At 65.5% G+C, this 17,439-nt stretch carries 19 protein-coding genes; 6 read left to right on the forward strand and 13 right to left on the reverse strand.

Features of this window, described 5'->3' with window-relative positions:
• Window positions 1-76: 76 nt before the first annotated feature.
• A complete protein-coding gene (locus ABIC32_RS08530; RefSeq protein ID WP_354073857.1) occupies window positions 77-1,381 on the reverse strand; it encodes an MFS transporter in 1,305 nt (434 codons plus the stop codon).
• Window positions 1,378-1,854 (reverse strand): cupin domain-containing protein, encoded by a 477-nt coding sequence (locus tag ABIC32_RS08535; protein ID WP_354073859.1) that lies wholly within the window; start codon window positions 1,852-1,854, stop codon window positions 1,378-1,380. Before ABIC32_RS08535 ends, ABIC32_RS08530 begins: the two co-directional genes overlap by 4 nt.
• 42 nt (window positions 1,855-1,896) lie before the next feature.
• Here ABIC32_RS08535 and dapE point away from each other — a divergent pair, with 42 nt between their 5' ends.
• Window positions 1,897-3,084: a succinyl-diaminopimelate desuccinylase gene (gene dapE, locus ABIC32_RS08540; protein WP_354073861.1), complete on the forward strand. Its 1,188-nt coding sequence runs from the start codon at window positions 1,897-1,899 to the stop codon at window positions 3,082-3,084.
• A 101-nt stretch (window positions 3,085-3,185) separates the two neighbouring features.
• Here dapE and ABIC32_RS08545 read toward each other — a convergent pair whose 3' ends face one another.
• Together ABIC32_RS08545 and ABIC32_RS08550 are read right to left on the reverse strand one after the other, a co-directional pair.
• Window positions 3,186-3,881, reverse strand: coding sequence for a hypothetical protein (locus ABIC32_RS08545; protein ID WP_354073863.1), 696 nt, complete (start codon window positions 3,879-3,881; stop codon window positions 3,186-3,188).
• Window positions 3,882-4,064: 183 nt separating this feature from the next.
• Window positions 4,065-5,366: an amidohydrolase gene (locus tag ABIC32_RS08550; protein WP_354073865.1), complete on the reverse strand. Its 1,302-nt coding sequence runs from the start codon at window positions 5,364-5,366 to the stop codon at window positions 4,065-4,067.
• 90 nt (window positions 5,367-5,456) lie between these two features.
• Between ABIC32_RS08550 and ABIC32_RS08555 the strand changes: the two genes are divergently transcribed.
• Window positions 5,457-5,813: a hypothetical protein gene (locus ABIC32_RS08555; protein ID WP_295206141.1), complete on the forward strand. Its 357-nt coding sequence runs from the start codon at window positions 5,457-5,459 to the stop codon at window positions 5,811-5,813.
• A gap of 46 nt (window positions 5,814-5,859) precedes the next feature.
• A complete protein-coding gene (locus tag ABIC32_RS08560) occupies window positions 5,860-6,294 on the forward strand; it encodes an SRPBCC domain-containing protein (protein ID WP_265151358.1) in 435 nt (144 codons plus the stop codon).
• On the opposite strand, the gene ABIC32_RS08565 is transcribed toward ABIC32_RS08560, so the two are convergent.
• The 9 genes from ABIC32_RS08565 to ABIC32_RS08605 all read right to left on the reverse strand — a co-directional run bounded on the left by ABIC32_RS08565 (window position 6,291) and on the right by ABIC32_RS08605 (window position 15,702).
• Window positions 6,291-7,271 carry a type II secretion system F family protein gene (locus tag ABIC32_RS08565; RefSeq protein WP_055807653.1) on the reverse strand — a complete coding sequence of 327 codons (981 nt, stop codon included), beginning with the start codon at window positions 7,269-7,271 and terminating at the stop codon, window positions 6,291-6,293. The two genes, ABIC32_RS08560 and ABIC32_RS08565, sit on opposite strands and share 4 nt — an antisense overlap.
• A gap of 10 nt (window positions 7,272-7,281) precedes the next feature.
• Window positions 7,282-8,259, reverse strand: a complete 978-nt coding sequence (locus ABIC32_RS08570) for a type II secretion system F family protein (RefSeq protein WP_045810659.1) — start codon at window positions 8,257-8,259, stop codon at window positions 7,282-7,284.
• Window positions 8,260-8,263: 4 nt separating this feature from the next.
• Window positions 8,264-9,931: a TadA family conjugal transfer-associated ATPase gene (locus tag ABIC32_RS08575; RefSeq protein ID WP_295197431.1), complete on the reverse strand. Its 1,668-nt coding sequence runs from the start codon at window positions 9,929-9,931 to the stop codon at window positions 8,264-8,266.
• Window positions 9,932-9,934: 3 nt separating this feature from the next.
• A complete protein-coding gene (locus tag ABIC32_RS08580) occupies window positions 9,935-11,521 on the reverse strand; it encodes a CpaE/TadZ family protein (protein ID WP_354073869.1) in 1,587 nt (528 codons plus the stop codon).
• Between the two features lie 3 nt (window positions 11,522-11,524).
• Complete coding sequence (locus ABIC32_RS08585; protein WP_354073871.1) at window positions 11,525-12,202, reverse strand: CpaD family pilus assembly protein; 678 nt, start codon at window positions 12,200-12,202, stop codon at window positions 11,525-11,527.
• Window positions 12,203-12,210: 8 nt separating this feature from the next.
• A complete protein-coding gene (locus ABIC32_RS08590) occupies window positions 12,211-13,866 on the reverse strand; it encodes a type II and III secretion system protein family protein (protein WP_354073873.1) in 1,656 nt (551 codons plus the stop codon).
• Window positions 13,863-14,780, reverse strand: coding sequence for a Flp pilus assembly protein CpaB (cpaB, locus tag ABIC32_RS08595; protein WP_066627464.1), 918 nt, complete (start codon window positions 14,778-14,780; stop codon window positions 13,863-13,865). The genes ABIC32_RS08590 and cpaB overlap by 4 nt, the downstream gene beginning before the upstream one ends.
• Window positions 14,781-14,898: 118 nt before the next feature.
• Entirely contained in the window at window positions 14,899-15,417 is a 519-nt protein-coding gene (locus ABIC32_RS08600; protein WP_354073876.1) for an A24 family peptidase, read from the reverse strand.
• Window positions 15,418-15,522: 105 nt separating this feature from the next.
• Window positions 15,523-15,702, reverse strand: a complete 180-nt coding sequence (locus ABIC32_RS08605) for a Flp family type IVb pilin (protein ID WP_091750715.1) — start codon at window positions 15,700-15,702, stop codon at window positions 15,523-15,525.
• Between the two features lie 237 nt (window positions 15,703-15,939).
• Here ABIC32_RS08605 and ABIC32_RS08610 point away from each other — a divergent pair, with 237 nt between their 5' ends.
• The 3 genes from ABIC32_RS08610 to ABIC32_RS08620 are packed head-to-tail and all read left to right on the forward strand — an operon-like array spanning window position 15,940 to window position 17,437.
• Window positions 15,940-16,344, forward strand: coding sequence for a pilus assembly protein N-terminal domain-containing protein (locus ABIC32_RS08610; RefSeq protein WP_354073878.1), 405 nt, complete (start codon window positions 15,940-15,942; stop codon window positions 16,342-16,344).
• Between the two features lie 8 nt (window positions 16,345-16,352).
• Window positions 16,353-16,892 carry a TadE/TadG family type IV pilus assembly protein gene (locus ABIC32_RS08615; RefSeq protein WP_354073880.1) on the forward strand — a complete coding sequence of 180 codons (540 nt, stop codon included), beginning with the start codon at window positions 16,353-16,355 and terminating at the stop codon, window positions 16,890-16,892.
• A complete protein-coding gene (locus ABIC32_RS08620; protein WP_354073882.1) occupies window positions 16,889-17,437 on the forward strand; it encodes a TadE/TadG family type IV pilus assembly protein in 549 nt (182 codons plus the stop codon). Before ABIC32_RS08615 ends, ABIC32_RS08620 begins: the two co-directional genes overlap by 4 nt.
• Window positions 17,438-17,439 lie beyond the last annotated feature (2 nt).

Here is a 17,439-nt window from a genome sequence, read left to right on the forward strand (position 1 = left end):
GAGCCTGCGGGACTTCAAGAGCCCCTCCACCGCTGCGCGGTCCCCCTCCCCACTTTGTGGGGAGGAGACGCGATCGTCATGTCAGCCGATCTGCCTTCCTCAGCCCCGGGAACATCGTCGCCCAGGCCCCGGTCGCGGCCAGGGCACCGAACCCGCCGAACACCGCCGCCCCGACCGCGCCCAGCAGCCGGACCATGACGCCGGAATAGGCCTCGCCCAGTTCGTTTGAGGCGCCGATGAACAGCATCGACACCGACGACACCCGCCCGCGCATATGATCGGGCGTGGCCAGTTGGATCAGGGTCTGGCGCACATTGACGCTGATCATGTCCGCCGCCCCGCCAATGAACAGGGCCAGACCCGACAGCCAGACGATGCGCGACAGGCCGAAGGTGATGGTGCACAGGCCGAACACCGCCACCGCCGCGAACATCCAGCGCCCGCCGTTCTGGCGGATCGGATAGCGGCTCAGATAGATGGCCATGACCATGGCCCCCACGCCGAACGAGGCCCGCAACAGGCCGAACCCTTGCGGTCCGACATGCAGGATGTCGCGCGCGAAGATGGGCGTCAGCAGGGCCACGCCCGCCAGCAGCACCACCACCAGATCCAGCGAAATGGCGCCCAGCACGATCTTGGTCTTCCAGACATAGGCCAGCCCCTCTTTCACCGAGTCGACCGGCGACAGCGGATTGGCCTGGGGCGCAGGTCTCCCGCTGGTGCGGATCAGGATGAAGGCCGCGACAGCCAGCAGGAACATGCCCAGCGACACCGCATAGGCCAGGGGCACGTTCACCCCCACGATCACCCCGCCCAGGGCCGGGCCGGCGATGGCGCCGGTCTGAAACGCGATGGACTGGGCCGCGATGGCGGGCGGCAGGGCCTTGCGCCCCACCACCATCGGCAGGAAGGCCTGGCTGGCCGGCGCCAGAAACGCTCGCGCCGCGCCGAACAGGGCCGCGACCGCCAACAGACCCCACAACGGCGGATTTCCATGCAGGGCCATGGCCAGAAACGACCCCGCGCAGGCCGCCTCCACCAGGATCGAGATCCACACCGTACGCTTTCTGTCGCGCCGATCCGCCATCGCCCCGGCGGGCAGGGTGAAGGCCAGCAGCGGCAGGAACTGACACAGGCCGACCAGGCCCAGATACAGGCTGGCCTCCTCGATCGGATGATCGCGCCGGGCGATCTCATAGACCTGCCACAACAGGGCCGACGACTGAATCTGGATCGCCAGCACCGCCACCACGCGGCCGAACCACAACAGGCGGAAGTCGCGAATGCCCCACGGGCTGGACGGGCCTTCTGGCCCCCCAGATGACGGAGACGGCGGAACGGGCGGTGCGGCGGGGCCGGTGTCGATGGATTCTGTGGTCACGATCTTCTTGGGTATTTCGGATAGGGCGAGCCGTCGCGGTGGAAATAGCCGTCGACGCCGGCGTGCAGCACCATGTCGATGTCGGGATAGTCGGCGGGGGTGATCGTCGGGCTGCGCGTGCCGACTTCCAGCAGAACCGCCTCGCGGCCGGATCGGTTCTCCAGCTTATGGCCGTTCGGCACGCCGGACTTGAACCCGGCGCAGTCGCCGGCGCACAGGATCGTTTCGCCATCGTCCTCGATCAGCACCACCTCGCCCTCGAGCACCATGACGAACTCGTCCTCTTCGGCGTGCCAGTGGCGCTGGCTGGACCAGGCGCCGTCGGGCAGGCGCAGCAGGTTGACGCCGAACTGGCTCAGCCCCGCCGCATCGCCCAGCCGCCAGCGGCGACGCGGCTTGCACGGTCCGGCGTATTCCTCGGGATAGGTGGTGCCGTTCGTCGTCGGCGCGCTGTCGATGTTGATCTTGGGCATGGCTCTTCTCGCCTCCGCACGATGGTCCTAAAGCATAGCCGCATGAGCCGCGCATCAACTCCCGTTATCGATCCTGTCGAACTGACCCGCGACCTGATCCGCATCCCCTCCGTCACGCCCGCCGACGAAGGGGCGATGGATGTGCTGGAGCGGCACCTGATGGCGCTGGGCTTCACCTGCCGCCGCCTGGCCTTCGAGGGACCGGGCGGACAAGGCGTCCATGCGCGGATCGAGAACCTGTATGCGCGGCGCGGGACCGCCTCGCCCAACCTCTGTTTCGCCGGCCATACGGATGTGGTTCCGACCGGCCCCTCGGATCAGTGGTCGTCGCAACCCTTCAACGCCGAGGTCAAGGACGGCGTCCTGTACGGTCGCGGCGCGGTGGACATGAAGGGCGGGATCGCCGCCTGGGTCGCCGCCGTGTCCCAGGTCATCGCAGACGGTGAACCCGCCGGCTCCCTCTCCTTCCTGATCACCGGCGACGAGGAAGGTCCGGCGCTGCACGGCACAAAACGGGTGGTCGAGGCCCTGGCCGCCGAGGGCGAGGTCATCGACGCCTGCGTCGTCGGCGAACCCTCGTCGTCGCAACAGCTGGGCGACATGATCAAGGTCGGGCGGCGCGGCTCGCTGAACACCTGGATCACCGTCCACGGCAAACAAGGCCACGTCGCCTATCCCGAGCGCGCCGCCAACCCGGCCCCGGTGATCGCACGCCTGATGGCCCGTCTGAACGACCACGTTCTGGATGAAGGCTACGAGAACTTTCCCCCGTCGAACCTCGAAATCACCACCATCGACATCGGCAATCCGGCGACTAACATCATCCCGGCCCAGGCGACGGCGCGGCTAAACATCCGCTTCAACCCCAGCCACACCGGCGACGCCCTGATCGACTGGCTGAACCGCGAGGCCGGGGCCATGCAGGCCGAGACCGGACTTCAAATCACCCTGGAGCACCTGTGCTCGGGCGAGGCCTTCCTGACCGAGCCGGGCGCCTTCGTGGAAGCGGTTCAGGATGCGGTCGAGGCCGTGGCGGGCCGCCGCCCCGAGGCCTCTACCACCGGCGGCACCTCCGACGCCCGCTTCATCCGCGCCCTGTGCCCGGTGCTGGAACTGGGCCTTGTCGGCCAGACCATGCACCAGATCGACGAACGCGTGCCGACGGCGGAGCTGGAGACGTTGACGGCGGTCTATCGACGGGTGATCGAGTCGGTGTTTGAGCGTCTGTAGGTGCGGCCGTTGATACTCAATCTAGCCCATTCCGCTCATCTCCAAGCGGACCTGCCGATAAGTCTAACAAGGGTGGTTCACGGACATCAGCTCTCGGTCGCTTAGTCGCAGGCCGACTTGGGAGCGTTACCGGGAGCAGTCCCGCAGATGTATCCCGCTAGTCTGGATGGGTCGATTTCATAGCCGTGGTCGCTCCGGCGCAAATCCTCCTTGCGCGGAAGCGCCCCTGTCTGGGCGACCGGTACGCTTAGGGTACCGGGCCAGCGCTCAATGATCCGTGACATTAGCCGCTGGCGGAAGCGCCGAGCCAGCGATGGGTCTTCACCTCGTTTGAACGATATCCACGCTTGGCCGAGGTGATTCTGGTCCGAGACGCGAGCTTCGCTTTGGCGAATGTCATTGCCGCGATAAGCCGTTGCTTCGATCGACTTGCTAAGATCGAGCGCCATCTCGTTCCAACGGTCCATCTCCTCTGCCGTCTCGATACTGACGTCTAGCCCCTCAATAGCCGCCTCAGCGTTGAGGATGGTCAGGAAGTTGGCCCGTTCCACCGCCGTGGTCAGCGGCACCTCGAAAGCCGCCACGATCTTGGCGCTTTCGGGTTGCGGAACAGGCTGGCAAGCTCGGACGCAACCGACCGGCAAAGATATGGCGAGCAGCACCGCAGCTGTCGCGCCGACCGGGAAGCGTGGAGGCGCCGCTCGCGACGAGCGAGGCCCCCAACGGCGAGCTGCGATCCACACAAGCCAGAGCAAGAGAGTGCCGCCGATCGTCGCCATAGCGGCGAAGCCGATCACGACTGGAACTATGAAGATGATCTCACCGCCTATTCGGGACGTCACCTCGTCAAGCGCGCGAACTAGGCCTGCTGGCTAGGTCATGTCAGCTACATCGCATCGTTATCATCGTCACCAGCAGAGTCGCTTGATGACCGTTAGGGGTCGGTTTGCGACATTGCCTGACGCTGCACTCGCCGTTGCCTAACTCCGCTCTAGGAACCGCAGCGCCGTCAGGACGTGCGTCTTCACCCCCAGCGGCAGGACCTTCTCGTTGGGTGAGAACTCTGGCGAATGGTTGGGCGCGGAGGTCGCGGGGTCGACGCCGTCGGGACTGGCCCCGAGATGGTAGAAGACGCCGGGGATGACCTGCTGGAAATAGCTGAAGTCCTCGGCCACCGTGGTCGGGGGTGTGGCGGGGTTGACGTTCCCCTCGCCCGCCGCCTCGGTCAGGACCGGGGCCAGCCAGGCGGACAGGTCGGGGTCGTTGAACACCAGGGCGGCGTTCTGTCTGACGCCGAACTCGGCGGTGGCGCCGTAGGCTTCTGCGACATGGTCGATGGCAGTCTCTGCGCGGGCGACCAGGGCGTCGCGCTGGTCCGTATCGAAGGTGCGCAGGGTGCCCGACAGCGTCGCGCTGTCGGGGATGATGTTGTAGCGGACACCGGCGTTGATCGTGGCGATGGTGAAGACGGTCGGGGTCGTGGTCGGATCGACCGTGCGGGCGGTCAGGGTGTTGACCGTCTCGACCACCTGGCCAGCCACCGCGATCACATCGACCCCGCGCCAGGGCCAGGCGCCGTGCGTCTGCTTGCCCGTTAGGCGTATATCCACGCGGTCCGAGGCCGCCATGAACCCTTCCGGCCGATAGAAGACGCTGCCCAGACGGCCCGGCACGACGTGCAGGCCGAAGATGGCCTCGGGCTTGGGATCGTTCAGCGCCCCTTCGGCGATCATCAGGGCCGCCCCGCCCTTGGGCTCTCCCGGAGGCGCGCCCTCCTCGGCCGGCTGGAAGACGAAGACCACCGTGCCGGCGATCTGGTCCTTCATCCCGGCCAGCACCTCGGCCGCGCCCATCAGCATGGCCATATGCATGTCGTGGCCGCAGGCGTGGGCCACCGGCACCGTATTGCCCATATAGGTCCCGGTCGCGCTCGAGGCGAAGGCCAGGCCCGTCGCCTCCTGCACCGGCAGGGCGTCCATGTCGGCGCGCAGGGCCACCGTCCGGCCCGGCCGTGCGCCGCGCAGCACGCCGATCACCCCGGTTTTGCCGACCCCGGTGCGGACCTCCAGCCCCAGCGATCGCAGATGGTCGGCGATCACCCCGGCCGAGCGGGCCTCGGCGAAGCCCAGTTCGGGATGCTGATGGAAGTCGCGCCGCCACGCGACGACCTCTGGCAGGACGCGCTGCACGGCGGCGTCCACGCTGGCCGTATCGACCTGAGCCTGAGCGGCGCCGGCGGCAAGCAGCAGCGCCATTGTGGAGGCGGCGAACAGTCGGTGCATGTGAAGGTCCCGTGAAATTTTCAGCCCGACGACAGGTGACGGCGCCGCACCCGCTTGTGCAAGCCGTCGCGAACGCCGATTTCTGTCCGCATGGGTGAGAAGGCCTTCAAGAGCGCAAAGACCGAATGGCGCGACGTCGTTCTGGTCTGCCGCAAATGTTCGAAAAAGCTGGACGGCGGCTTCGGCCCCAGCGGCGACCTGACGCTGAAGAAGGCGTTGCGAAAATATCTGCATCTGAAGAAGGGCAAACAGGGTCGCAAGGGCGAGCTGACGGTCGTCGGCGCCGACTGTTTCGACATCTGCCCCAAGGGCGCCGTCGTCGCCGTCAACACGGCCCAGCCCAAAAAGCTGCTGATCATCCCGGCCGGCGCCGACCTGTTCGAGGTTAAGACGCGGCTGGGGCTGGACGACGGACGGCGGTTGAAGCGGATCGACGGGGCCGACTGAGGCTCGGCGCCTTTCTTCCGGCGACCAGCCGTGTCAGAGCGAAACCATGGATGACACTCGCATCGAAAAACGCGTCGGCGTTCAGGCGACCTCGGACCGCATCTGGGATCTGGTCGCGGACCTGTCCGACTGGGGCGCCTGGAACCCGATCGACAAGGACGTCGAGGGCGCCATCGCCTATGGCGGCCGCCTGACCATGACCGAGGCGTGGCCCGACATGGCCGAACGCCAGGCGGCGGCCCAGGTGGTGGAATGGCAACCGCGCGCGCGGCTGGTCTGGGCCGAACGGCGCGGCTTCCTGTTCCAGAGCCTGCGCTACATCCAGATCGAGGAGCTGGCCCCCGGCAACTGCATCGTCGCCATCGGCATCCGCTTTTCGGGCATTCGCGGCGAGCTGTTCCACGATAAGCACCGCCCAGCGATCAAGGCGGCGTTCGAAAGCGCCGCCCATGGGCTCAAGGCGGCGGCGGAGCGCGCCTAACGCCCGTCCTTCATCATGTCGATGACGTTCAGGATCGCCGGACCCAGGATGACGATGAACAGGACCGGCAGGAAGAACAGGATCATCGGCACGGTCAGTTTGGCCGGCAGGGCCGAGGCCTTCTTCTCTGCGGCGGACATCCGCAAATCGCGATTTTCCTTCGCCATCACACGCAAAGCGGTGGCCAGCGGCGTGCCGTAGGTCTCGGCCTGGGTCATGGCGGTCGCGACCGACTTCACGCCCGGGTGGTTGGTGCGCTTGCCCAGATTTTCGTAGGCCATGCGACGGTCGGGCAGATAGCTCAACTCTGCCGACAGCAGCGACAGTTCCTCGGCCAGATCGATCGAAGACGGCCCCATCTCCTGGCTGACCTTGGCGATCGCCGCCTCGATTGACATGCCCGCCTCGACACAGATCAGCAGAAGGTCCAGCGCGTCAGGGAACGCCTGCATGATCGAGGCGCGGCGCTTGTCGATCCGATTTTTTAAATAAATGTTCGGCGCATAGAAGCCGGCGACCGCCGCCGCCATCGTCGCGGTAACCTTGTTCATCGTGGGCCAGTCCACGACCTTGATCACGAACAGATAAAACGCCGCCACGATCATGAAGATGAAGGGCGAGGTGAAGCGGAAGAAGTAGAAGGTCGTCAGCGGACGCGGCCCGCGATAGCCCGCCTGCACCATCTGACCCGCGACCTTGGGATCTTCCAGCAACTTGCTGAGGTTCAGCCGATCCACGATCCGCTTCTTGAACCCGTCGTCGGTGTGACGCAGCGCCCCCTGACCGCCGGCCATGTTCGCGCGAGACCGTCGTTTCAGGTCGTCGCGGCGTTCGGCGACAGCCTTCATTCGCTTGTCCAGCGCAACGCCGCCCGTCATCGACGACAAAAGGGTGACGACCGTGGCGAAGACCAGCACACCCACGCCGATGCTGAGCAGGTTCTGCGGGTCAGTGATGAAGCGGATGAAGCTTTCCATGATCCCGGCCTCAAAACTTGAACGAGATCATGCGTTTCATCACAAAGATGCCGGTCGCCATCAGCAGCGCCGCCATCAGCAGCATGAAGTTGCCGCGGAAATCGGTGAACAGCGGCATCATGTAAGAGGGGGTGGTGAACATGACCATCGTCATGACCGCAGGCGGCAGAGAGGCGATGATCCCGGCCGAAGCCAGAGCTTCGGACGACAACGCCTTGATCTTTTCGCCCATCATCCGACGAGCGCGGAGCACGGCCGACAGATTACCCAGCGCCTCGGCCAGGTTGCCGCCGGTCTTCTGCTGGATGGCGATGACGATGGTGAAGAAGCGCAGTTCGGAGGTCGGCATCCGGCCGTACATCTTCTCCAACGCCTGCTCCAGGGTCAGGCCGACGCCCAGGCCCTCGACCAATGTCTGGAATTCGGGCCCAAGCGGAGCCGGGCTCTCGCGGGCGATGATCTTGAAACATTCGTGGACCGGCAGGCCCGACTTGATGCCGCGCACGATCACGTCGACGGCGTTGGGGAACTCCAGCGAGAACTTCTTCATCCGCGACTTGCCGAGGAAGCCCACGATCCAGCGCGGCAGTCCCAGACCGAAGATCAACGCGATGCCGATGACTACCAGGATCGGCAATCCGAAGATCAGCGCGCCTAGGCCGGTCACCAGCCCGACCACGGCCGAGATGATGTAGAAGGTCGTCACGCTCAGGCTCAGGCCTGCCTGTTTCAGGCGCGACGCCAGGGTCGTGCGCGCCTTGCGCTCGCGCCGGTCGGCGTCCTGCAACTGAACCAGAATCTGCTTGCGACGCGCCTCAGGCGTATTGGCGGCGGCGGCCTTGCGGGCGAGCGCAGGGTTCTTCTTGCCCTCGCCCATGCTTTGGGCGCGCTTGACGGCCTGGGCCGAGGAATCGTCTCCACCGACGAAGACCCAGCCCAGACCGCCGATGGTGATGAAGGCCAGAACGGCGGCGAGAATTGGAAGCATCGTCCTACTCCGCCGCGTCCAGGGCGTCGGCCAGTTCACGCTCCAGCCCGTAGTATCGGGCGCGGTCCCAGAAGCGGGGACGGGCGATGCCGGTCGAGCGGTGCCGGCCGATGATCTTGCCGTTCTCGTCCTCGCCGGTGATGTCGTAGACGAACAGGTCCTGCGTCACGATCACATCGCCTTCCAAGCCCACGACCTCGGTGATGTGGGTGATGCGGCGAGAACCGTCGCGCAGGCGGGCGGCCTGGATGATGACGTCGACCGAGCCGACGATCATCTCGCGGATCGTCTTGGACGGCAGACCGTAGCCGCCCATGGTGATCATGGACTCCATCCGGCTGATGGCTTCGCGCGGACTGTTGGCGTGCAGCGTACCCATCGAGCCGTCGTGGCCGGTGTTCATGGCTTGCAACAGGTCGAACGCCTCGGGTCCGCGCACCTCGCCGACGATGATCCGCTCGGGACGCATCCGCAGGCAGTTTTTGACCAGGTCCCGCATCGTGATCGTGCCCTGGCCTTCCAGGTTCGGCGGGCGGGTTTCCAGACGCACCACGTGCGGCTGCTGCAGTTGCAGTTCGGCGGCGTCCTCGCAGGTGATGACGCGCTCGGTCGGGTCGATGAAGGCCGTCAGGGTGTTCAGCAGCGTCGTCTTGCCCGAACCGGTGCCGCCCGAGATGACCAGATTGCATCGTGACGCGCCGATGACGCCCAGCACACGCGCGCCCTCGGGACTGATGGAGGCGTACTCCACCAGATTCTTCATCGTCAGCTTGTCCTTCTTGAACTTCCGGATCGTCAGCGTCGGGCCGTCGATGGCCAGCGGCGGAGCGATGACGTTGACGCGCGAACCGTCCGGCAGACGGGCGTCGCAGATGGGGCTGCTTTCGTCCACGCGCCGGCCGACCTGGCTCACGATCCGCTGGCAGATATTCATCAGCTGAGTGTTGTCGCGGAACCGGACATTGGTCAGCTGGACCTTGCCCGCGACCTCGATGAAGACGCGGCCTGCGCCATTGACCATGATGTCGGCGATGTCGTCGCGGCTCAGCAGCGGCTCCAGCGGACCATAGCCCAGAACGTCGTTGACGATGTCCTGAACCAGATGCTCCTGCTCGGCGACCGACATGGAGACGTTCTTGATCGCCACCAGTTCGGCGACGATGTCGCGGATCTCTTCCGACGCCGCCTTCTGGTCCAAGTGCGCCAGTTGGGCCAGGTCGATGGTGTTCATCAACGCGTTGAAGATCGTCGTCTTCGTGGCGTGATAGTAGTCGCTCTGTTCCCGGACGATCTCGGCGACCGCCTGGGCCTTCTTCAGCTGTTCAAGACCCGCCGTGGCCTTCGGACCCGTGCCGGCGACATTGCCGGTGGGACGCGGTGCCTCAGGCGCCGGCTTGGGCTTGGGACGCGAAGCCAGGGCGTCCAGACGATCGGCCGGCGCGGGCTGCGTCGGCGCGGACGCGCGGTCGAAGGCGTCGGCCGCCGGCTCCAGATCCTCGTCGGCATAGGCAAAGGCCGATGCGTTGGTCGTCGCCGCCATCGGCGCGGCGGCCGCCTGCATGCTGAACACGGACACAGGTTCGCCGCCGGGCGCGGATGCCGCAGCGGGGGCCGCGGCCGGCCGCAGGGGCGCAGGGGCGGCGCCAGGCTGACCTGTGCGTTTGCCAAACATCCGTCAGCGCTTCTTGAACATATTGGCGAACAGGGATTTCGACGCCCCGTCCGCCGGCTTGGTCTTCTCCGCCTTGCCGGCCTTCGTCGGCTTGGCCTTGGGTCCCGCCACCATCGGCAGTTCGCGGCGCGACACGATCTGGGCCAGGGTCTGGAAAGCTTCGGCCGACTTGGTCTTCGCGCCGGCGTCCAGGATCATCTGCCCGTTGTTGGCGGCGGCGCCAAAGGTCTTGGCGTCGAACGGAATGATCAGGCTGGGATGCACGCCGAGCGCCGCGCCGAAGTCCTTGGCCGGAATTTCGGGGCGTCCCGGCACGCCGACCTGGTTCAGCACCAGGCGCGGCGGCGCGTCATTGGGGCGGCCCTGACGGATCAGGTCGATCATGTTCTTGGCGTTGCGCAGGGACGCCAGGTCCGGCGTCGCCACGACCACCACCTCGTCAGCGCTGATCAGGGTGCGGCGCATCCACGGCGACCACAGGTGCGGAAGGTCCAGCACGACGAAGGGCGCCGTGGCGCGGATCTGGTTGGTGACCTCCTCGAACGCCTCGGTCGAGATGTCCCAGTCCGTGTCCAGACTGGCGGGCGCCGCAAACAGGCTCAGCTTGTCGGTGCAGCGGACCATCATCCGGTCCAGCAGCGTTGAATCCAGCCGATCGGGCTGGCCCAGGGCGTCAGCGACGCCGTTCAGCGGGTCCTGGTTGAAATCCAGGCCGGCGGTGCCGAACGGCAGGTCATAGTCAACGATCACCGTATTGGCGCCGATCCGCTCGGAAATCGCATAGGCGGTGTTGTGCGCCACGGCCGAGGCCCCCGCCCCGCCCCGCGCGCCGACGAAGGCGATGGTGCGACCGACGAAGGGCTGGGCCGGGTCGTTGAACAGGCCGCCGATGGCCGCGATCAGCTGCAGCGGCTGCAAGGGCGCGACCAGATATTCACTGACCCCGCGCCGCATCAGTTCGCGGAACAGGATGATGTCGTTCGTCGCGCCGATCACCACAACCTTGGTGCCGGCGTCGCAGACCTCGGCCAGCTGATCGACTTCCCACAGCAGGGTCTGGGGGTCTTTCAGGCACTCGACGATGATCAGCGGCGGTGTCGGCTCATGCTGATAGGTCTCGACGGCCGCAGCGACGCCGCCGACACGGATCTGGGTCGTGGCGCGCGACAGGCGACGGTCCTGGGCCGCACGCTCGGCCGAGGCGAGGGTGTCCTGACGCTCGGCGAAGACATGGATGGCGATGCGCGGCACCGACACTTCGCCGATGTTGCTGGCGGGGGCCAGACCGGTGAAGGCCAGACCCGTATCCATCAGGCTGGCTTGCGCCTGGGCGACCACGTCACCGACCGGATTGAAGCCAGCGGCGTCGGGCGCATAGGCCGGGGCGGCCGGGACCGGCGCCAAGGGCGCGGCCTGAAGCGGCGATTGGGGCTGAGGCGCCGCCCCGGCCGGCAGCGCCGACGCCGCAGGCGTGAACTGAAGCGGGCTGCGCGGCGCGGCGACGTCGTCAACCGGGGGCGCAAATTCCATATCGACGTCGAACGCGTCGTCGAAGCTGTCGAACTCGCGAGGGGCGGGGGCTGTGCTCATGGGTCAGTTCACCGCGCGGGACACGGCGGTATCCCGGATCAGGTCTTCGCGCTCGGCCGATGTCGGCTTGCCGCCGCGATAGGCATCGAACACTACGGTGCGGCGCCCGGCGTCCGCCGGCGTCATGGCGCGGGGCCGCTGGATGTCGCGAGGATCCTCGATCTGGGCCGCCAGATTGGCCGTCACGGCGCATCCGAAGTTCGATGCCGACTGATTGTCGCCCGTCCGGCTCAGATTGCCCCAGTTCGCGCCGCACCGCGGCACCGCCGCACGGATCGTTTGATAGCCCACGACCACAGGCGCGCGCGGATCCGGCGCGGCGTAGCTGACGAGCGTGATCCGGTCCGGCGATACGCCGTAGGCTGCCAGGGCCGATTGAACGTCATAGGCGGTCTTCAGCGCCACCGCATCGTTTCCGGCCGGGGCTTCGATGACCATCGGCACGGCGTCGACGTAGCGATAGCGTCTGACCAACTCCTGCAGCGCGCCATTCTGCGCCGGCGACAGACCGGTTTCGTGAACCGCGAGCGCGATCCGGTCTAGATCCGGCTCGACTTGAAGCTGGTAGCGCGATGTCGGCGTCAGCGGCGGCTCGCCGCCCAGGCTGGCGGGGCCGCCGACGCAGGCGCCGAGCCCCAGGGTCGTGGTCGTCAGAAGCGTGGCAATCAGGGTGCGAGTCATGGATTTGCTCACTCGATCACGTAGCCGACCGAACCGGCCGGGGGCGCATTCGGCAGCCCATAGACCTGGTTCAACTGGCCGAAGAAAATGGTCTGACTATCGCTGGCCATGCGCAGGCCGTCGGCCGGCGTCTGCATCCGATCGGGCGAGGTCGGACTGACGATATAGGGCTCGACGATGACCACCAGTTCGGTTTCGCCCATCAGATAATCGCGCGATCGGAACAGCGATCCCAGGACCGGCAGGTTGGTCACCCCCGGCAGAGAGTCCACCGTCTGGCGCGTGGTTTCCTGAAGCAGGCCCGCGATCATCATCGATCCGCCCGATGGCAGTTCCACGGTGTTTTCACTGCGCCGAACCGTCAGACCCGGCAGAGTGATGGACGAGGGCGTGCCGGCGCCGATGGTGAAACCGCCTTGAGCCGTTAGTTCTGAAACCTCGACCTTCACCTGCAAGGAAATGCGACCGCCGGACATCACCACCGGCCGGAAGGCCAGACCCACGCCATAGGGCTTGTAGATCACGGTGATGTTGCCATCCCGGTCACGTCCTGTCGGCAGCGGAAACTCGCCGCCGGCCAGGAAGTTCGCCGCTTCGCCATTCACAGACGTCAGGTTGGGTTCGGCCAGCGTCCGGGCCAATCCCACGCGTTCGAAGGCCTCAAGACAGCCGCTCGCATTCGTGCCCGTCAGTGTCTGGAAGGCGGTCGACGCAATATTGGAGATGGCGCTGGTGATCGTGTTGCTAGAGCCAGATGACACAGTGGACTGACCGATAGCCGTCGCAGGAATCTGGACCACGTTGCCATTGACATCTGTCACGGTGACGGTTGAGGGGAAGGAACCGCTCGTCGCCTGTTGACCGCTTGCCGACGCCCCGCCGGAACTGGTCTGGCTGGTGGTGGTGTTCGAGTTCGACACGTTAGTCGTCCGGCCGCCATTTTGACCGTAGCACAGACCCGTTCCGCCGGCCGCCGATCCGTTGACGCCGTAGGTATTGGGTCGGCTGAAGCCATACGAATGGATGCCCGCGCCCTTCAAGATGTCGGAGCTGAAGCCAAGCTGTTTCAGCGCGTTGCGTTGCACCTCCACCACGCGCACCCGCAGCGTCACCTGGTCGGAACCGGCGACGCTGATCATGTTGATCACCTTTTCAGGCACAGACACGAAGGCGGCGGCGACCCGCGCGGCCTGGGCCGCCTGAGCGGGACTATCCGCGACGCCCGTCAGGATGACGCTGTCGTTGACGGCTTCCGCGTGGATTTGCCCTCCCGGAGCGATGCGGCTTAGCGTGTCCTGAAGCGCGCTGGTGCCGGCGTCCACCCGAACCCGCAGGCTCAGTATGGTGCGGCCGGCTGCGTCCAAGAAGACGGCGTCGGTTTCTCCCGGCGCGATGCCGATAACTGTGATGCGCCGCGGCGAGTGCAGCATGGCCTCGGCCACCTGCGGATTGGAGACGATGACGTCGCGGGCGTCGGCGGGCAGATCCACCGCGAACGAGGTGCCGCGCGGCAGGTTAATCAGGCGCTGCGCCGCACCCGTCGAGACGGCGGCGCGGGTCTGGGCGACGCCGGCCGGCGCGGCGGCCAGAGTGGCCAGAAGGGCGCAGGCTGCGGCAGCAGCGGCCTTGCGCATCTTGGGTCGGCGCATCGGTTGAGTTCTCATGGCACGGCCACCACTTCGGGCGCGCCGCCGCGATAGATGCGCACGGCCTGGGGTTGGGAAACGGCCGCTACGGGGCGGCGCGTGGCGCCGGATGGCCCGGCGGTGTCGGCATAGGATCGCAGCGAGAGCGACAGTTCGCCCTCGGACTTAGCCTGGGCCAGCAGAACCGAGTCCTGCGGCCGGACTTCCAGGGTCGCGGTGGCGCCCACCACGGCCTGGGCGTCGTCGCCGACGCGGGTCGCCTGGTCGATGGCCAGGACCTTGATGTTCTGAAGCACGACGCCCGAGGCGAACTTGGACTTGGTCGCGCCCTCGACGGCGCCGTCGCGATTGGTTTCGGCGGTCAGCACCACATCGACGCGGTCACCCGGCAGGATGAACCCGCCAGCGGCGGATTCGACCGTCACGGCGATGGCCATGGCCCGCATGCCCGGCTCCAGATAGGCGGCGAGATAGCCGCTATCGCCGGCGCGCACGATCTTGCGCGACACGATCGGCTCTCCGGCCAGAATGGGTTCGCGGACCACCGAGCCGATATAGTCGGATTTGGCGCCGGTCGTGGCCAGCTCCGTCGCCGCCTTGGTCACGCGGTTCACGGCGTCCGTCGCCTTCTCTGCCGCGCTTTCCGCAGCGGGCTTGGCCGGAACCGGGGTGGAGCCGTCGGTGATGAAGACGGGATTGACCTCATCGACGGGCCAATCTTTCCATTCGAGGTCGGCCTCCACCAGACGCTTGCCGGGTTCCAGATCCTTGGCGGCGACCAACACCTTGGCCATCGGGCGGACTTCGACGGGAGCGGCGGCCGCCGGTGTCGTGGGTTCGTTCGAAGACGACCCCATGGCCCGGACCACGAGGGCCAAGCCAATGGCTGAGACGGCGGCGATGCAGATGACGACGATGCGGGCGGGCTTCATCCAGGATGTCTCCAGCAGGCGCTGTGTTTCGGATTCATCCCCCGACGCCTACCGTTAACGATCATGGCCCTTGCGGGTTAACGCTTCCTAAGCGCCGCGAACGCCGGTCAACGGGGTGTCAGCGACCGGAGGCGAAGGTCAGCAGCAGCCCGCTCTCAGGCAGAGCCAGCAGGGCGCCGATGGCGATGGCGACGCCGTAAGGAATATCGCCCTTGGGCTGCATCAGATTGATGACCCAGCCTTGCGACACCGACGGGGCGACCATCTGAAAATACTGACGCGCGGTCATCAGCAGCAGACAGAAGGCGCCGCCCGCGATGCCAGTGTAGATCAAGAACGGCGCGACGCCGCTCATCCCCATCCACAGACAACTGGCGGCCAGCAGCTTGGCGTCGCCGCCACCGATCCAGCCGGCGGCGAACATGCCCATGCCGACCAGTAAGGCCGCGAACCCGATGCCGACATGAAGGGCGACATCCATCGGCGCGGCGCCGATCAGAAAGGCGATGGGGAAGAAGGCTCCGATCAGGGCCAACGAAATCCAGTTCGGGATCTTCATGGTGATCAGGTCGTGCAGACCCCCGACGACGACCAGGGCCGGGAAGACGCCGAGCAGAGTGAGCAGCAGAATATCCATGACCGGCATCTTGTGCGACAGGACTTAATGTTGGGTTTCGACCAAAGAAAAGGGCCGGAGCTTTTCAGCCCCGGCCCCATTCTCAGGACTTTGAACGTCTGGCGATTAGCCGGCGTTCGCGGTGTCGAGCTCAGTGCTGACCTTCGTGAAGGTGTCTTTCAGGCTGCCGCTCATGGTGCCGAGCACGGTGATCAGGGCGACAGCGATCAGAGCAGCGATCAGGCCGTATTCGATGGCGGTTGCGCCCGATTCGTCTTTGGCGAAGCGCGAGATGAACTTGGTCATGGGTAGTTCCTTTTTCAAATGATCTAGCGAGCAACTTGGCGGGGGGAGCCGGTAGCCCGCTTGACCCCCAAACGCAGGATCAAAATGCACGAGGCCCGTTAAATCTGAGTCACGAGGTTTGGTTACGCGCAGATTTACCAAAGAAAATTCTCATATCACTGCTTCAGCCTTTGTTGAGGATCACGGCTGCATCATGCGCGCGTCCGCGTTCACACGCGCCACTATCAAGAGCCGCCGATGTCTCGCATCTCGTCCCTCCTGCTCGCCGCCGCCCTCTTCGCCGTCCCCGTCGTCGCCAGCGCCCAGGACGGCGCGCTGAACGTCGAGATCGATCGTTCGGCGCGCGTTCAGCTTCGCGGCGCCGCCGCTTCCATCATCGTCGGCAACCCCCAGATCGCCGATGTGTCGCTGGTCGACGCAAACACCATGTTTATTGTCGGCAGGGGCTATGGCGTCACTGAAGTCGTTGCCGTCGACGGTGTAGGCCGCACCCTTTTCCAGCGTGAGATCGTCGTGACAGGCGGCTCTACCGGTTCGGTTCGGGTCTGGCGCGGCGCCCAGGCGACGGAGATGGCCTGCGGCGCCTCGTGCACACCCAGCGTCCGGTCCCCCTCGGCATCTGCTGCGCCCACAGCGCCCTGACTTCAACCATGCGCGCTCGGAGATCATTGAAGTCGCGTTGGAGCCCCGACAAGCGGAGACGAAATGGGTCGGCCGCGGTCGAGTTCGCCATGGTCGCCATCCCCTTCTTCCTGATGATCTTTTCGATCCTGGAGTTAGGCGTCGTATTCGTTCTGGATTCAGTGCTTGAAACGGCGGTCATGGATAGCGGCCGTCTCATTCGCACCGGCCAGGCTCACGCGCAGGGTTTCGACAAGACCAAGTTCAAAGCCCAGGTCTGCTCGAAGATGGTCGTGTTCAAATCCGACTGCGACAGTCGAATGACCGTGGATGTGAGAGTTATTCCCAAGTTCAGCGCGCCGGCTGTCGAGGATCCAATTACCAATAACGCCATGGATGACAAAAAGACCATCTACAACGGCGGCAAGGCTGGTGATCTGATTTTGGTCCGTATTTGGTATGCACATCCTCTCGCTACGCCTCTTTTAAGCCAGGCGGTATCTCGGATCGGAACAGGCAAGGTCTTGCTTAGCGCGACGACCGCCTTTCGCAATGAACCGTGGCAATGACGCGCTTCCGCATCGCCTCATTCGTTCGATCGTATGGACGCGACACCCGCGGCATCGCCGCAGTCGAATTCGCATTTCTCGCACCAATCCTGATCTTGTTCTACTTCAGCATGGTGGAGTTCTGTCAGGGCTATATGGCGCTGAAACGAACTGGCCACGTCGCCGCAATGGTGGCGGACCTGGTGTCCCAGAGCGACAGCACAAGCAAAACCGACCTGACAGATGTGTTTGCGATCGGCGACTTGATCATGGCGCCGTTTGCTTCGTCCTCACTGACCCAACGCGTCAGCAGCGTCACGCGTGTAAACGCGACGACGTACAAGGTGGACTGGAGCGTTGGAAAGGGCATCTCGTCGAAACTGACGGTCGCACAGGCCAAGGTCCCTTCAGACATGCTCGCCAACGGCGAGTCAGTGATCGTTGCCGAAGCCTTTTATGATTACAAATCACCATTCGACCGGGTCGCGCCCTATGTGACCAAGTTCAGCCGTACGGCCTATCTGCGACCGCGCACCGTTGAAATGATCCCCTGCAGCGGTTGCTGACC

Source organism: Brevundimonas sp. 1080 (assembly GCF_040545985.1).
Taxonomy (GTDB): domain Bacteria; phylum Pseudomonadota; class Alphaproteobacteria; order Caulobacterales; family Caulobacteraceae; genus Brevundimonas.

Coding starts and splice junctions, on each gene's coding strand:
- ABIC32_RS08535 (WP_354073859.1), bottom strand. CDS start 1,854: ATGCCCAAGATCAACATCGACAGCGCGCCGACGACGAACGGCACCACC.
- dapE (WP_354073861.1), top strand. CDS start 1,897: ATGAGCCGCGCATCAACTCCCGTTATCGATCCTGTCGAACTGACCCGC.
- ABIC32_RS08550 (WP_354073865.1), bottom strand. CDS start 5,366: ATGCACCGACTGTTCGCCGCCTCCACAATGGCGCTGCTGCTTGCCGCC.
- ABIC32_RS08555 (WP_295206141.1), top strand. CDS start 5,457: ATGGGTGAGAAGGCCTTCAAGAGCGCAAAGACCGAATGGCGCGACGTC.
- ABIC32_RS08560 (WP_265151358.1), top strand. CDS start 5,860: ATGGATGACACTCGCATCGAAAAACGCGTCGGCGTTCAGGCGACCTCG.
- ABIC32_RS08565 (WP_055807653.1), bottom strand. CDS start 7,271: ATGGAAAGCTTCATCCGCTTCATCACTGACCCGCAGAACCTGCTCAGC.
- ABIC32_RS08570 (WP_045810659.1), bottom strand. CDS start 8,259: ATGCTTCCAATTCTCGCCGCCGTTCTGGCCTTCATCACCATCGGCGGT.
- ABIC32_RS08575 (WP_295197431.1), bottom strand. CDS start 9,931: ATGTTTGGCAAACGCACAGGTCAGCCTGGCGCCGCCCCTGCGCCCCTG.
- ABIC32_RS08580 (WP_354073869.1), bottom strand. CDS start 11,521: ATGAGCACAGCCCCCGCCCCTCGCGAGTTCGACAGCTTCGACGACGCG.
- ABIC32_RS08585 (WP_354073871.1), bottom strand. CDS start 12,202: ATGACTCGCACCCTGATTGCCACGCTTCTGACGACCACGACCCTGGGG.
- ABIC32_RS08590 (WP_354073873.1), bottom strand. CDS start 13,866: ATGAGAACTCAACCGATGCGCCGACCCAAGATGCGCAAGGCCGCTGCT.
- cpaB (WP_066627464.1), bottom strand. CDS start 14,780: ATGAAGCCCGCCCGCATCGTCGTCATCTGCATCGCCGCCGTCTCAGCC.
- ABIC32_RS08600 (WP_354073876.1), bottom strand. CDS start 15,417: ATGGATATTCTGCTGCTCACTCTGCTCGGCGTCTTCCCGGCCCTGGTC.
- ABIC32_RS08605 (WP_091750715.1), bottom strand. CDS start 15,702: ATGACCAAGTTCATCTCGCGCTTCGCCAAAGACGAATCGGGCGCAACC.
- ABIC32_RS08610 (WP_354073878.1), top strand. CDS start 15,940: ATGTCTCGCATCTCGTCCCTCCTGCTCGCCGCCGCCCTCTTCGCCGTC.
- ABIC32_RS08615 (WP_354073880.1), top strand. CDS start 16,353: ATGCGCGCTCGGAGATCATTGAAGTCGCGTTGGAGCCCCGACAAGCGG.
- ABIC32_RS08620 (WP_354073882.1), top strand. CDS start 16,889: ATGACGCGCTTCCGCATCGCCTCATTCGTTCGATCGTATGGACGCGAC.